Source organism: Thalassospiraceae bacterium LMO-JJ14 (genome assembly GCA_021555105.2).
GTDB lineage: Bacteria > Pseudomonadota > Alphaproteobacteria > Rhodospirillales > Casp-alpha2 > UBA4479.
Genome location: CP134604.1, coordinates 2,799,872 through 2,813,223 on the forward strand (window position 1 = coordinate 2,799,872; position 13,352 = coordinate 2,813,223).

Sequence of the window (13,352 nt, forward strand, 5' to 3'; positions counted from 1 at the left end):
GGTGAAACGCCTTAGCTCCCCGGGCCGAGCAGCAGCCTGAGGGCCTCCTGCACAGCCGGCTCGTTGCCGGTTTTCAGGTCGTCGTCCGTCTCGTGCTTGTCGCCGAAGCACGCATCGCCCTGGCCGAAGCCGCGGTCGATGGGCGTGGCATTCTGTGGTGCAGGCTTTTCATCCGCACGCGCCGCGCACGGCTGGGCGCACAGCGCAAACAAAAGCAAAACCGTTACGACGGTGGACCGTCCCATGTCGCTTCCTCATCGAGTGGATACACCGGACGCACCAGATCGGCCCAGTTGAAATTCTTCAACACCGGCGACGTCAATCCCGGGCAATCGATCTCGAGCACGTTTTCGGGCGGGAAATACTCGTCGAACCCGGCCCGAAAGTGACCGCGCGACTTGACGACGACGGTCCGCAGATCAGCGATATCGAGACCGAACTGTTCGATCATCGTCGGGTCCGCGCATTGCTTGCGGTTCGACGCCACGCCGATCAGCACGCCGCCGCATTTCAGCAGCGCGCAGGGGCCAAGCTCGATGGCGCGCCCCTTGAGCAGCCCGCGGCGGCCGGTGAACGAACCGTCGGTCAGTTTCTCGACCGTGACGTCGAGGCTGAGCGGCGCGTCGAATTCAGTACGCGGGTCGGCATTGAAGGTGACGTTCAGATGCGCCCCCTCGCCCGCTTCGTGCGCCTGGGCGGCGACGGCCGGGTCGATCATCAGGCCGATGAACGCACCGTCGACGCCGGCCTCGGTAAAGGCATGGGCGATAAAGGTCGTATTGCCGCTGCCGCCGCCGCCCGGATTGTCGGCGACGTCGGCCATGATGCAGGCGGCCAGCGACGGGTCGCGGCCGAGCGCTGCTGCAAGTTCGCTGGCGCGGCCGAGCGGCGTCAGTTCCTTGCGGAAGCGTTCCCGCGACGCCCAGGCGCGTTCGGCAATGTCTTCGGCCAGGTGCCTGGCCGGCGCCGGATCGTTTCTCGACGTGACGAGGACCGACATACCGCACTTCGGACTGTCGGAATAAATGAACCCGGCCGTCACCGAGACATTGAGAATATCGCCGCCGGCCTTCGTCTGGCCATAGTCGATCAGGTCCGCATAAGGCCCTTCGGCGGTCAGCAGCGTCACCGTCGGCGCCGCGATCGGCACCTTGATGAAGTGCTGGTGCGGCGTCATGCCGCCCCACATTTCGACCATGATGTGCGCGGCCTCGGCGGCACGTTCGCGCTGATCGACATGCGGGTTTGTCAGGTAGGCCACCAGGACGTCGGTCAGCGTCGCCATCGGCTCGGACACATTGGCATGCAGATCGAGCGTCGCGATCAGCGGCACTTCGTGGCCGACGACGTCGCGGACCATCTCGTAGACACGGGCGTCGGGGTCGTATTCTTCCGTCGCGCGCATGGCACCGTGGCTGACCACATAAACCCCGTCCAGTTTTCCGGCCGCGCGCAGATAGCCTTCCATCAGCTTCAGCGTCGCCCAGAAGAATTCCTGATCGATGGAGCCGCCCGGCTCGGCATCGGCGACGACGATGGGAACAAGTTCCCAGTCCTGCCCGAGCGCGTTCATTTCCGAAACGAAACCGACCACTTCGGAAGGCAGACGCGGCGCCGCGCTGGCGAGCTCCCTGGTGATCTCGTCACCCTGCATATAACAGCGCTTGCGGTAATCGGCTTCCGTCGTGACCGGCGAGAAGCGGTTGCTTTCCAACATGAAACCCAGAACAGCGACGCGTTTTGTCATTTCCTACCTCGAGTTATCTGACAAGAAAAAGGGGCACCCTGACAATCAAGGCACCCCTTATTTAACAGTGTTGTCCGGATCAGCGCGAGCGCAGTCTCGGATCCAGGGTATCGCGAACCGCGTCCCCGAACAGGTTGAACCCGAACACGGCGAGTGAAATCGCCACCCCGGGCCAGATCGCGACCCAAGGTGCGCTCTCGGCGTATTCCTCGGCCCCGCCCTGAAGCATCAGCCCCCAGGCCGGTGTCGGCTCCTGCACGCCCATGCCGAGGTACGACAGCGAGGCTTCGAGCAGGATCGCCTGACCGACGAAGGCGGTGAACAGGATCAGGAAAGGCGCCATGACGTTCGGCGCCATGTGACGCAGGATGATACGCGCATGGCCGAAACCGAGCGCACGCGCCGCATCGACATAAGGTATTTCACGGATCGCCAGTGCGTTGGACCGCACCACCCGCGCGCACTGCGGCACGAACGGAATGGTAATGGCGATGATCACGTTTTCGGTCCCGGTCCCCAGCGTGGCAACAACGGCCAGCGCCAGAATGATCAGCGGGAACGCCATGAACACGTCCATGACGCGCTGGAAGACCAGATCGAAGATGCCGCCGAAGTACGCCGAAGCGACACCGAGCACGAGGCCCAGCACGGCACCGATGGTGGCCGCCGTGAAGCCGACGAACAGGGCCGTACGCGCACCATAGATAATCCGGGTGAAGATATCGCGGCCGAACTGATCGGTGCCGAGAATGTATTCGGCATTCGGCGCGGTCAGCATAGCTGTGAAGTCGTTGTATTCCGGATGGTACGGCGTCAGCCACGGCGCGAAGATCGAGGCGAAAATCATCAGGACCACGACCGCCAGACCGGCAACGCCAATCGGCTGCTTGCGGGCCATTTTCAAGGCCGCTTGGAAAAACGGTGTTTTATCACCGAGTTCCTCAACCTGTGCTTCAACAGCTGATTCAGTAATGGTTGTCATATTCTTTTACCTTTAGCTGTAGCGGATACGCGGGTCGAGCCAGGCGTAAGCCAGGTCGATCACCAGGTTTGTGATCACGAAGATCAGCACGACGAGCATCACCAGATACTGTGTCATCGCGTAATCCTGGTTGGTCACACTCTCCACGAATAACATGCCCAGACCGTTCAGGTTGAAGACCTGCTCGGTGACGACCAGCCCGCCCATGAGGAACGCGAATTCGATACCGATGATGGTCACAACCGGCAGCATCGAGTTTTTCAGCGCGTGGCGGTTGATGACAATTTTTTCGACCAGCCCCTTGGCACGCGCGGTACGGATATAATCCTCTCGCAGCACTTCGAGCAGCGCCGAGCGCGTCATACGGGTGGCAACGGCAGAATAGCGGTAACCGGTTGCCACGGCGGGCCAGATCAACTGGGAAATATTGTGCACAGGATCTTCCCAGATCGGTTTGTACTGGATCGGTGGCATCCACGGGATACCCGTCATCTCCTGGGTTACAATCAGCAAGCCCAGAATGATCATGATCCCGAGCCAGAACGAAGGAATGGCGATGCCGGCGATCGAGAAAGCACGAACGAAGTAGTCGAGCCAGGTATCCTGCTTGATGGCCGAAATCGCACCGAGCGGAATGGCAATAATGACCGCAACGAACGTCGCCATGATCGCAATCTGCAACGACAGCTGGAAACGCAGGCCGATTTCTTCAAGGACAGGTTTACCCGTCCACATGGACACACCGTAGTCGAACGTGAAGAAGCCATACATGAAATCGGCAAACTGAATCATCAACGGACGGTCAATGCCGAGATTCTTACGGCAGATGTCAATTTGTTCCTGATCGACGTACAGACCTGTACCGGCGAATCGCAGTTCGCAGACGTCCCCCGGGACGAGCCGCAGCAGGAAGAACACGAGTATCCCGGCCCCGATCAATGTCGGGATCATCAGGAGAACGCGCTTGAGAATATACTTAGACATGAATGCCCAACCGTCTTTCCTAGGATTAAATTCTTATTTTTGATTTATTGATCGGTTTCCCGCCCGCCGCTTACGCGGCGGGCGGGATCCGACAATTCGCTTACGCGATTACTTGTCCAGCCAGATATGATCCAGATGCTGAGCCAAGTAGTGCGACGGTGCGATCTTCCAACCCTTCACATAGGAACGGTACGGATTGATCTTGTACCACCACAGCGTGATGATACCGCTTGCTTCGTCGCTGAGTGCGCGGGTTTCATAGTCGCGAACCAGCTTACGAAGTGTCTTCGCATCACCCTCTTTTTCGATCTTTGCGTAGATCGCTTCCAGCTCCGGATCTTCGAAGTTGGCATAGTTGTTACCGGCGGAACCAAGGAACTTGGTCATATCGGCAACAGGGTTGATGACCGACTGGCAGTTAAAGTCGGCAGACACGTCGAAGTCTTTTTTCTTACGAAGTGTGTCGTAGAACGGGCCGGACGGCTGAACCCGCTGTGCGGCTTCGACCCCGATTTTCCGCCACTGGTCAACGAGCCACGTACCAACAACTTTGTACGGCTGGTCAACACCACGGTTCGAGAAATCGACCTTCAGATTGGAATGACCGGCATCCGCCAAGAGTTTCTTGGCTTCAGCACGCGAAGCTTCGATGTCCTCGCCGTAGCCTTTCAGCTTGACCAGTTCTTCTTTCGTCGCGCCCAGCGGGTGGTTCGGGAACATGACACCACCAACCGTTTTCACGATGGCGATCTGCGACAGGTATTTGGACCCGCCCCAGCGATCGATACCGAGCGTCAGTGCCTGACGAACACGTTTATCGTCAAACGGCTTGTGCTCCTGGTTCGGGGTTGCGAGCAGAACACAGTTCCAGTCGCTTTCCTGAACGGTGATCTTGTCACCAAGCGCTTTTACAAGGTCGTCACGAGCCTTCGGCGGGAAGCCGCGGAACTCAATGGAAGCGCGGTCGCCACGGATAGCCTGAAGGCGGACAGCCATCTTAGGTGCTGCAATTGCCTTGAAGCCATCAAGGTACGGACGGCCCGCGAAGTGGTAGTTCTCGTTCCTAACCCCTTCGACGAACGCACCCGGCTGGTGCTGCACGAACTTGAACGGACCCGTGCCGTTGACGTGCGACTTGTGCCATTCCATGCCATGCGCATCGAGGTCCTTCTTCGAATAAACGAAGTTGAACGGCGTTGCGAGAGCCGGAATGAACACGGCCGTCGGGAACCTCAGTTTGAAGACGATCGTGTGATCGTCAGGCGTGGTGATGGATTCAACCGCACGGAAGAACGCCTTACGTGCGGACGGAACACCTTCCGGCGGGAAGATGATCTTGTCCATCGTCGCCTTGGCGTCAGCCGAGGTGAACGGCGTACCATCATGGAACGTCACGCCCTTGCGAAGTTTGAAGGTGTACTTCGTACCGCCTTCGGTGGGTTCGGGAACCGCACCTTCGCAAAGATCGCATTCGAAGTCCGTCGGATCGGACGGGTTATTCGGATTCACGCGAATGATCAGGCTGTAGAAAGGCCGGATCGGGTGAATCATGCCGAAAGTCGTCTCCTGGTGACCGTCATATGACGGAATTTTGGAGCCGACCACGAAGTTCAGAATACCACCCGACTTGGGCGTCTGAGCCTTCGCTGCACCCGCACCTGCAGCAAGGCCGAGGCCTACCGCAGCAGCGAGAGCGAGTCTCCCAGTTTGTTTGAGCATTGAATGTCTCCTTCCCTGAAATGAAGAATTGACGGGATTACCCCTCGTCATGTGTCACGCCATGCCCGCGGCGCGCTCACACCTCTGAACAGGCCACCCAGTGGCCTGGTTTCACCTCCCGCAATTGCGGGATATCCTTTTTGCAGCCATCGACCGCATCCGGGCACCGGGGATGGAATACGCATCCCGGCGGCGGGTTGATCGGGCTGGGGATTTCACCCTTGATGATCTCGTGCGCGCGTTTCTTCTCGATATCGGGATCGGGAATCGGCACCGCGTTCAGCAGGAGTCTTGTATACGGATGCAGCGGATTCTCGAACAACTCATCGCCATCCGCCAGTTCGACAAGGTTGCCGAGATACATCACGGCGACGCGGTGGCAGATGTGGCGAACGACACTGAGATCGTGCGAAATAAACAGGTATGTCAGATCGAATTCGTCGCGCAGATCTTCGAGCAGGTTGATGACCTGAGCCTGGATCGACACGTCGAGCGCCGAAACCGCTTCATCGCAAATAATGAATTCCGGGTTCATCGCGAGCGCGCGGGCAATCCCGACACGCTGACGCTGACCGCCCGACATTTCGTGCGGATAACGATCGGCGAACGCCGACGCCAGACCGCAGACGTTCAACAGGTAAAGAACCCGTTTCCGGCGCTCCGCATCATCGCTGATGATATTGTGAACCTTCATCGGCTCGGAGATGATTTCACCGACCTTCATGCGTGGGTTCAGCGAACTGTAGGGGTCCTGGAAGATCACCTGAATCTTCTTGCGGACGTCGATCATCTGCTTGGAGTCATACTTGGTGATGTCGTCACCATAGAAAATGATCTCGCCGGCCGTCGGCTTTTCCAGTTGCAGGATGCAACGGCCGGTCGTCGTCTTGCCACAACCCGATTCGCCGACAACACCCAGCGTTTCACCGCGGAAAATCTGGAAGCTGACGTCATTCACCGCCTTCACGTGGGCGACCACTTTCGGAATAAACACACCTTCGGTTACCGGGAAGAACATCTTCAGGTTACGAACGTCAACGAGAACGTCGTCGAACCCGTCAGAACTGCCCGTGCGGGTGCCCTGCCTCGCGCTCACAACTTCGCTCATCCCACAACTTCCTTCACTTCTTTAGCCAGATTTTCTTTTTCAAAGCAGGCTGAGGTATGACCGGGCTCGATCTCTTCGAGAACCGGGAAACTTTCCGCACAATGGTCCTGCGCAAAACGGCAACGCGGCCGGAACGAGCAGCCCGCGTCGAGCTTCGTCAGGTCGGGCGGCTGCCCGTCGACCGGGTCCAGCTTGTCGGTCCGCTGACGGTCCATGCGCGGCACCGATTTCAGCAGCGCCAGGGTATAGGGATGGCGCGGACGGTGATAAATGTCGCTGGCAATGCCGGATTCGATGATCCGCCCGGCGTACATGACGTTGACCCGGTCGGCATAGCGCGCGACCACACCCAGGTTGTGGGTGATGATGATCATCGCCACGCCGAGTTCGCGCGTCAGGTTCTTCATCAATTCGAGAATCTGCGCCTGGATCGTCACGTCGAGCGCGGTCGTCGGCTCGTCGGCGATGATCAGTTTCGGGTCGCAGGCAAGCGCCATGGCGATCACCACACGCTGCCGCATGCCGCCAGACAAATGGTGCGGATACTGGGCCAGACGGCGGTCCGGTTCCGAAATCCCGACCATGCCGAGCAGCTTGACCGCCTTGGCCATGGCTTCTTCCTCGGACATGTTGAGGTGCGCGATCATCGGCTCCGTCAACTGCATGCCGATCGTCAGAACGGGGTTCAGCGACGTCATCGGTTCCTGGAAGATCATGCCGATGTCGCGGCCGCGGATGTTGCGCATTTCATCTTCTGAAAGCGCCAACAGATCCTGTCCATCGAACATGATCGAGCCGCCGACAATCTTGCCGGGCGGCCAAGGAATAAGTCGCATGATGGTCATCGCCGTCACTGACTTGCCCGAACCGGACTCGCCCACCACGGCAACGGTTTCACCTTCTTCGACAGTGTACGAAACACCATCGACAGCTTTCACAGTCCCAGCCGACGTAAAGAACTGGGTCTGGAGATCATTGATTTCCAGAAGGGCCACGTTTCCTCCCTAGTATTAGCCATAGATTTATTATTATTACATTCAAACCTAGTGTCGCGCACGATAGGTGTCAATTCATAACGCAATCCCATTTTTTTAGATTAATTATCCCATAATTTAATTTTTGTGAATAATGGGAAATGCGTGATATTCACATGAGTGATCATACAATCATATTCAATGAAAATTCGCAAAACGGCGGAAAAATTAGGCTTTAAGTGCATCAACCGCCTTGCCGGAGGCGAAAGTGCTTTGCATAGTGTCGCCTCACTTACAGATGAAATCTCATTTTGCCACACCGGGGAGAATACATTCATGGCATCGGAACAATTCGAGCGCGGACTGAAGTGCCGCAAGGAAGTTTTAGGCGAAGCGTATGTCGAGGCATCGTTGAGCAAGGCCGACGACTTCAATCGCGACTTTCAGGAGATGGTTACGGAGTATTGCTGGGGCGGCACCTGGGGCCGCGGCGTACTTTCCAAGCGCGACCGCTCTATTCTCAACCTCGGTATGCTGGCCGGCCTCGGCAAAAGCCATGAGTTCAAACTGCATTACCGCGGCGCCATCACCAACGGCCTTTCGCATGAAGACCTGCGCGAAATCCTGATCCAGATCGCCGTCTACTGCGGCATCCCGGCCGGCATCGAAGCCTACCGCCTGGCACGCGAAGTCAACGCCGAGCTCGGCATCGATGTCTCCAACATGGACGGAGGGAAATAACAATGTCCACGCCTTCAGTATTCGGTTTTGTCGGCCTCGGCCAGATGGGCGGCCCGATGGCCACCAACATCACCCAGAAATGCGGCAAGGATGTCTATGTCTATGACAAGGCCGGCACCGCCGAGCGCGCGCCTGAAGGCGCCAAGCTCGCGAACTCGCTGGGCGATGTGCTGAGCACCGCTGATACGGTGTTCATGTCGGTTCCGGACGGGCCGGTCTCGATCGCCCTGGCGAAGGAAATCGCCGCCGCCGAAGACCGCCGTACCAGCGTCGTCGTCGATCTCTCGACGATCGGTCCGGAAGCCGCGCGCGAAGCCGCCGCGATCCTGAACGACGCCGGTGTCACCTATATCGATGCCCCTGTTTCGGGCGGCCAGGCCGGCGCCGTTGCCGGCACCATCACGATCATGTGGGGCGGACCGAAGGTGGTGCTCGACGCGCACATGGACGTTATGGATACGTTCACCGGCAACGTCGTGCATTGCGGCGAGAATCCCGGGCAGGGCCAGGCGGTGAAAATCCTCAACAACTTCCTCTCGGCGACGGCGTTTGCGTCGACCTGCGAGGCCGTCCTTTACGGCATGTCCGAAGGCGTCGAGATGAAGACCATCCTGGATGCGGTCAACGTCTCGACCGGACGCAACACGGCCAGCATGGACAAATTCCCGAAACGGATTCTGACCGAAACCTACGACTGCGGTTTCGCCACCAAGCTGCAGTCCAAGGACATGAACCTGTTCCTCAAGAACGCCAAGGCCGCCGGTACGCCGCTGACGGTCGCGGCCGTCGTCGCCGCCATCTGGAACGGTTGCGATGCCGCCAAGCCGGACAGCGACATCTCGCGGATCTACGATTACATCCGCGAAAAAGGCTGACGCGCTTACCGCCCTTCGAGACGGCCCCATCTTATTGATGGGGCCTCCTCAGGGTGAGGCAAACAAAATCCCTCGTCCTGAGGAGCAAGCAAAGCGCGTGTCTCGAAGGACGAAGGACTTTTTTTCAGACCCTATCAGTACCCCAGTTCAAGCAACGGAAACGCCGACAAGGCGTGCGGTGCATTCACCGTGTCCGGCTCCTCGAACACATGCGCAGGCGTCAGCTCGTCGTAACCGAGAACACCCAGATTGCCGAGACACACCTGCACTTCTTCTTCGAGCAGGTTCAACATGTGCACCACGCCCTCACGGCCCGCCGCAGCAAAGGCCAGCCCCTGCAGACGGCCGATGCCGACCGCATCCGCCCCCAGCGCCATGGCCTTGACCACGTCGGCGCCGCGCATGACGCCGCCATCGAGGATAATCTTCGCCTTGTTGTCGACGGCGGCGACGACTTCCGGCAGCACCGCAGCACCGCCCCGCCCGTGATCTAGCTGGCGGCCGCCGTGGTTCGACACATATATAACGTCGCAGCCTTCCCTGACCGCGATCTCGGCGTCCTCGGCGGTAGCGATCCCTTTCAGGATCAGCGGGATATCGTATTTGTCGCGAACACGCTTGAAGTCATCCCAGTTGAACGAGCGCTGGTATTCCTCACCGACCGCCTGGGTCTGGCGCGACACCGACAGAAAGCCCTTGGCCTTGTCGCGCTCGCGCCGCCCGTAGTAGTCCAGATCGATGGTAAAGCAGAACCCCATGTAGCCCTTGTCGATGGCGCGGTCGATGTGATCGTCGACCCATGCCGCGTCGCCGCGTACATAAAGCTGATAAATCCTGGCCGCATCGGGGGCCGCATCGGCAACGGCCTCCAGCCCCGGCTTACAGACCGAGCTCAGCATGTGCACGCAGCCGAACTCGCCGGCCGCCTTCGACACCCCCGCCCCGCCGGTTTCGCTGAACTGCTGCAGCGACCCGATCGGCGCCAGGATCACCGGCAGACGCAGATCGCGGCCGAGGAAATTCGCGTGCGAACTCAGCGCGGTGACGTCGCGCATCACGCGCGGGCGAAAGGCGAGCCGGTCCAGCGCCATGCGGTTGCGCTTCTGCGTGGTTTCCGTTTCGGCGCCGCCGATCAGGTAATCCCAGGCCCCGTCGTCGAGGTTCTCGCGCGCTGCCGGGACGAATTTGTGCAGCACCGGAAACCGGCTTTCGACATCGCTCATCGCATTCTCAGCATCGGACATAGTCTTTACTCACTCCCAAACGTTTCTCAGTGGATCGGTTTCTTGCAGACGATCACGCAATCCAGATCGGCATAGATATAATCACCCGGCTTGATCACCGCGCCGCCGAACTTCAATTCGACGTCGGCCAGACCGATGCCGTCGGTGCGCGGACGCATTGCCGTGCTCTTGAGCGCCTTGGTGCCGAAATCCAGTTCGGCGAATTCGTGGGTATCGCGCACCGCGCCGTTGAAGATCAAACCTTCCCAGCCCTGATTGCAGGCTTCAAGCGCGATATTGCCGCCGCACAGCGCGCGCCGCATCGAGCCGCGCCCGTCGACCACCAGCACCTTGCCCTTTCCGCCGCGACGCAGGATATCCATGATGCCCTTGTTGTCCTCGTACGTCGAAAACGTCACCGCCTCGCCGTGAAAGCACGGGCGTTTGGCGAAGTCGTAAAACATCAACTCGACAATTTGCGCATCGGGATCGTCGTCGCAGATGTCGGCGCATCTGACGATATCTTGGTCGGTCATTATCTTGGTGTCCCCGGGATAGATTTGTAAATTTTTTGCAGACAAACTCTACGAAGTCTTGGGCCGACGGTCCATCGTCATTACATTGCCGTTATACAGATTTCGAGATTTCAAAATTCCAGAGGAGATTTCACGTGAGTAAATTCGCCATCTTCGTTACCGTCAAAGTCAAGGACGGCATGGTCGACGACTTCCTGGCCCATGCGCTGGCCAATGCGACCGCCGCCGTCAGGGACGAGCCGAACTGCCATATGTTCCGTGTCATGCGCAATCAGGCCGACCCGCAGACGGTGCATTTCTATGAAGTCTATACCGAGGCCGGCAGCCTCGATTACCACCGCGAAACGCCGCACTACAAAGCCTACGACAGCGCCGTCGCCGACATGATCGCGGAAAAATCCATCGTCAAGGTCGACCTTCTGCACTAAGCCGCCACACAAGCGGCGCCTCGCCATACATCTACCCGGTTTTTTGCCTGTCATCCCGGACACGGGTTGGCATGACATTACATGACGCGTGGGCTTCTGACCCTGGCGGCAGAAACCGCGCCGGGAAATGTCGGGTTGACCCAATATTTTCCCTTGAGTAGATTTTTAGACATCTTTCCCCGTTCAAGGTGTCTTGTGATGCATTGCGAGCCCGCCAAATTCATTTTAAGAAGTTTTTCGACCATCCTGCTTTGTGCGGTTCTGGCGGGTTGTGTAACGACGTCGCCCAGAACCGGTTTTGTCACCGCGACACCCTTGGCACAGCCAACGGCGGGCAGGCACGAAGGTGAAATGCCGCCCATCGCTGTAAAGAACCCGGCCTCTGCAGTGGTTATCGTCTACTCTCACGGCACCCGCCGTCCGCAATATAAAGAGGACTGTTCACGCTGGGGAAACTCGGTTCCGGATTCAGTCCTGTCACTGGAACAAAATGACGGCTTCCATGTCTTCTTTCTTTGCTCCAATGCAACAGACAACGGAATCCGGGGATCCTATATCTACAGCCGCGCCCGCGAGATCGACGGCATCCTGGACCAATTGATCGCGGCGGGGGTTCAGCCGCGAAATATCTTCCTGGCCGGACATTCGGCTGGTGCCTGGTCGTCGTTGATGGCGGCACGCAATAGCGAGCGGAAGTACAATGCGGCCATCCTTTTTGCACCGGCTTGTTGCGGCCCCAGGTACGAGGAAACGATTTATCCCGAATGGCGCGGTATGGTGCGGCCGACTCAGGTGCGCGAGATTTCATCGGCGCAGCGGCTGAATGCACTTGTTTACGGATACCCGGATGACGATTTCAATCGGCCGCAGGAACTCAGGTTCCTGACCGAAGCCTATCCCGAAACGGTGACGCTCATGGATTATTCCTGCGGGAGCGGGCACATGACGCATCTTCGCGATTGCCGCGCCGGTGAAACAGCAGATCAGATCCTAAGCTTCATACGTGCGCGCACGGCGGCGTACAGGGGGTCATAAGGCAGGGGATCGTGAGGCGAATCGCCCTACCTCCAACCCGAGGGGCCTGACAAATCCCTTACTTGTCAGAAGACTTCCCGTGCGGCCGACAAAACGATTTCGCGTGCTTGCACAGTTAATCTGGGGTTTGGGTGAATAGTAACGGTTTGATTCCCGAACGATACCGTCCCTCCCTTGTTATCGTCGAACGCATGGGTGCCGCCGGGCATCACATGAATACGGAAGTCCTTGCCATTGCGTTTGGCGTCCTCTGCCAGCCCGACACACTGCCTCGACGGCGAGAGATCATCGCTGTCACCGACGATCAACAGAACCGGGGCATCGGTCGTTCCTTTGTTCACACCCAGAATGCAGTTTCCATACAAGTTGACGTTCAGGGCGGGTTTTTGCCCGCCGAATTCCGAGGCGGAAAATTGCAAGGTCGACATGACGATGGAGCCGCCGCGCGAAAACCCCATGGTCGCGACTTTCGACGCGTCGACGCGGGGATGGGTTGAGATGAACCTGACCGCACCGATCAGGTCATGGGGGTTTTTCGGGCCGCCGGGACCGCCCCGCGACATGCCCCGCGTGGCATAGTAATCTACCTGAAACGATGCGATCCCATTGTCGTTGAAGAACTTGGCCCAGGTGCTGTCCCTGTAACCCTGGCCCTGGCTGCCGTGCATGATGACCACCACCGGCACCTTCCCCGTCGCGTTTTCCGGAAAATCCAGCGTGCCGATCAGGTCGATGTTCTGGCCGTTCCAATAGCTTTTCGGCGAGGCGAAGCGGATCGTCCCGGCATCCGTTGCCGTCAGATTGACTTTCTTCTCGGCAACGCATGCGCTGAGAATGGATAGGACCGAGAACAGGACAAAAAGTTTCATCGTCGATTTGATCATATCCATATCCGCCCCTCATTGTGATCGAATCAAACCAAGCGACCACAGGGCCGTTGATGTAGATACACAAATATTGTTCAAAACCCCGGGGAAGATGTCCACACGAAAAGAATATT

The 13,352-nt window shown here is 58.5% G+C and carries 14 protein-coding genes; 4 read left to right on the top strand and 10 right to left on the bottom strand.

What is annotated here, in order from left to right:
• Positions 1–11: 11 nt before the first annotated feature.
• The 7 genes from L2D14_13180 to L2D14_13210 all read right to left on the bottom strand — a co-directional run bounded on the left by L2D14_13180 (position 12) and on the right by L2D14_13210 (position 7,535).
• Positions 12–245, bottom strand: coding sequence for a hypothetical protein (locus tag L2D14_13180; protein WNJ98818.1), 234 nt, complete (start codon positions 243–245; stop codon positions 12–14).
• Positions 224–1,747 (bottom strand): M81 family metallopeptidase, encoded by a 1,524-nt coding sequence (locus L2D14_13185; protein WNJ98819.1) that lies wholly within the window; start codon positions 1,745–1,747, stop codon positions 224–226. Before L2D14_13185 ends, L2D14_13180 begins: the two co-directional genes overlap by 22 nt.
• Before the next feature lie 79 nt (positions 1,748–1,826).
• On the bottom strand, positions 1,827–2,729 hold the full coding sequence (locus tag L2D14_13190) for an ABC transporter permease (protein ID WNJ98820.1): 903 nt from the start codon (positions 2,727–2,729) through the stop codon (positions 1,827–1,829).
• A gap of 12 nt (positions 2,730–2,741) precedes the next feature.
• Positions 2,742–3,713 carry an ABC transporter permease gene (locus L2D14_13195; GenBank protein WNJ98821.1) on the bottom strand — a complete coding sequence of 324 codons (972 nt, stop codon included), beginning with the start codon at positions 3,711–3,713 and terminating at the stop codon, positions 2,742–2,744.
• A 108-nt stretch (positions 3,714–3,821) separates the two neighbouring features.
• On the bottom strand, positions 3,822–5,432 hold the full coding sequence (locus tag L2D14_13200; GenBank protein WNJ98822.1) for an ABC transporter substrate-binding protein: 1,611 nt from the start codon (positions 5,430–5,432) through the stop codon (positions 3,822–3,824).
• A gap of 76 nt (positions 5,433–5,508) precedes the next feature.
• Positions 5,509–6,540: an ATP-binding cassette domain-containing protein gene (locus L2D14_13205; GenBank protein ID WNJ98823.1), complete on the bottom strand. Its 1,032-nt coding sequence runs from the start codon at positions 6,538–6,540 to the stop codon at positions 5,509–5,511.
• Positions 6,537–7,535: an ABC transporter ATP-binding protein gene (locus tag L2D14_13210; protein WNJ98824.1), complete on the bottom strand. Its 999-nt coding sequence runs from the start codon at positions 7,533–7,535 to the stop codon at positions 6,537–6,539. The genes L2D14_13205 and L2D14_13210 overlap by 4 nt, the downstream gene beginning before the upstream one ends.
• A 315-nt stretch (positions 7,536–7,850) precedes the next feature.
• Here L2D14_13210 and L2D14_13215 point away from each other — a divergent pair, with 315 nt between their 5' ends.
• Together L2D14_13215 and L2D14_13220 are read left to right on the top strand one after the other, a co-directional pair.
• Positions 7,851–8,255 carry a carboxymuconolactone decarboxylase family protein gene (locus L2D14_13215; protein ID WNJ98825.1) on the top strand — a complete coding sequence of 135 codons (405 nt, stop codon included), beginning with the start codon at positions 7,851–7,853 and terminating at the stop codon, positions 8,253–8,255.
• A 2-nt stretch (positions 8,256–8,257) separates the two neighbouring features.
• On the top strand, positions 8,258–9,130 hold the full coding sequence (locus L2D14_13220; protein WNJ98826.1) for an NAD(P)-dependent oxidoreductase: 873 nt from the start codon (positions 8,258–8,260) through the stop codon (positions 9,128–9,130).
• 134 nt (positions 9,131–9,264) lie between these two features.
• Here L2D14_13220 and L2D14_13225 read toward each other — a convergent pair whose 3' ends face one another.
• Positions 9,265–10,374, bottom strand: coding sequence for an alpha-hydroxy acid oxidase (locus tag L2D14_13225; GenBank protein ID WNJ98827.1), 1,110 nt, complete (start codon positions 10,372–10,374; stop codon positions 9,265–9,267).
• A 26-nt stretch (positions 10,375–10,400) separates the two neighbouring features.
• Positions 10,401–10,889 carry a ribonuclease E activity regulator RraA gene (gene rraA / locus L2D14_13230; protein WNJ98828.1) on the bottom strand — a complete coding sequence of 163 codons (489 nt, stop codon included), beginning with the start codon at positions 10,887–10,889 and terminating at the stop codon, positions 10,401–10,403.
• Between the two features lie 134 nt (positions 10,890–11,023).
• Between rraA and L2D14_13235 the strand changes: the two genes are divergently transcribed.
• Positions 11,024–11,317 carry a putative quinol monooxygenase gene (locus L2D14_13235; GenBank protein WNJ98829.1) on the top strand — a complete coding sequence of 98 codons (294 nt, stop codon included), beginning with the start codon at positions 11,024–11,026 and terminating at the stop codon, positions 11,315–11,317.
• 198 nt (positions 11,318–11,515) lie between these two features.
• Positions 11,516–12,352: an alpha/beta hydrolase gene (locus L2D14_13240; GenBank protein WNJ98830.1), complete on the top strand. Its 837-nt coding sequence runs from the start codon at positions 11,516–11,518 to the stop codon at positions 12,350–12,352.
• A 65-nt stretch (positions 12,353–12,417) separates the two neighbouring features.
• Here L2D14_13240 and L2D14_13245 read toward each other — a convergent pair whose 3' ends face one another.
• The gene (locus L2D14_13245) at positions 12,418–13,242 is read right to left on the bottom strand and encodes a dienelactone hydrolase family protein (GenBank protein WNJ98831.1); all 825 of its coding nucleotides are present in this window, start codon (positions 13,240–13,242) and stop codon (positions 12,418–12,420) included.
• Positions 13,243–13,352 lie beyond the last annotated feature (110 nt).

What these genes read in the sequence shown, in the direction of transcription:
- L2D14_13215 (WNJ98825.1), top strand. Translation starts at nt 7,851, where the DNA reads ATGGCATCGGAACAATTCGAGCGCGGACTGAAGTGCCGCAAGGAAGTT.
- L2D14_13225 (WNJ98827.1), bottom strand. Translation starts at nt 10,374, where the DNA reads ATGTCCGATGCTGAGAATGCGATGAGCGATGTCGAAAGCCGGTTTCCG.
- rraA (WNJ98828.1), bottom strand. Translation starts at nt 10,889, where the DNA reads ATGACCGACCAAGATATCGTCAGATGCGCCGACATCTGCGACGACGAT.
- L2D14_13220 (WNJ98826.1), top strand. Translation starts at nt 8,258, where the DNA reads ATGTCCACGCCTTCAGTATTCGGTTTTGTCGGCCTCGGCCAGATGGGC.
- L2D14_13195 (WNJ98821.1), bottom strand. Translation starts at nt 3,713, where the DNA reads ATGTCTAAGTATATTCTCAAGCGCGTTCTCCTGATGATCCCGACATTG.
- L2D14_13190 (WNJ98820.1), bottom strand. Translation starts at nt 2,729, where the DNA reads ATGACAACCATTACTGAATCAGCTGTTGAAGCACAGGTTGAGGAACTC.
- L2D14_13180 (WNJ98818.1), bottom strand. Translation starts at nt 245, where the DNA reads ATGGGACGGTCCACCGTCGTAACGGTTTTGCTTTTGTTTGCGCTGTGC.
- L2D14_13205 (WNJ98823.1), bottom strand. Translation starts at nt 6,540, where the DNA reads ATGAGCGAAGTTGTGAGCGCGAGGCAGGGCACCCGCACGGGCAGTTCT.
- L2D14_13245 (WNJ98831.1), bottom strand. Translation starts at nt 13,242, where the DNA reads ATGGATATGATCAAATCGACGATGAAACTTTTTGTCCTGTTCTCGGTC.
- L2D14_13240 (WNJ98830.1), top strand. Translation starts at nt 11,516, where the DNA reads ATGCATTGCGAGCCCGCCAAATTCATTTTAAGAAGTTTTTCGACCATC.
- L2D14_13185 (WNJ98819.1), bottom strand. Translation starts at nt 1,747, where the DNA reads ATGACAAAACGCGTCGCTGTTCTGGGTTTCATGTTGGAAAGCAACCGC.
- L2D14_13200 (WNJ98822.1), bottom strand. Translation starts at nt 5,432, where the DNA reads ATGCTCAAACAAACTGGGAGACTCGCTCTCGCTGCTGCGGTAGGCCTC.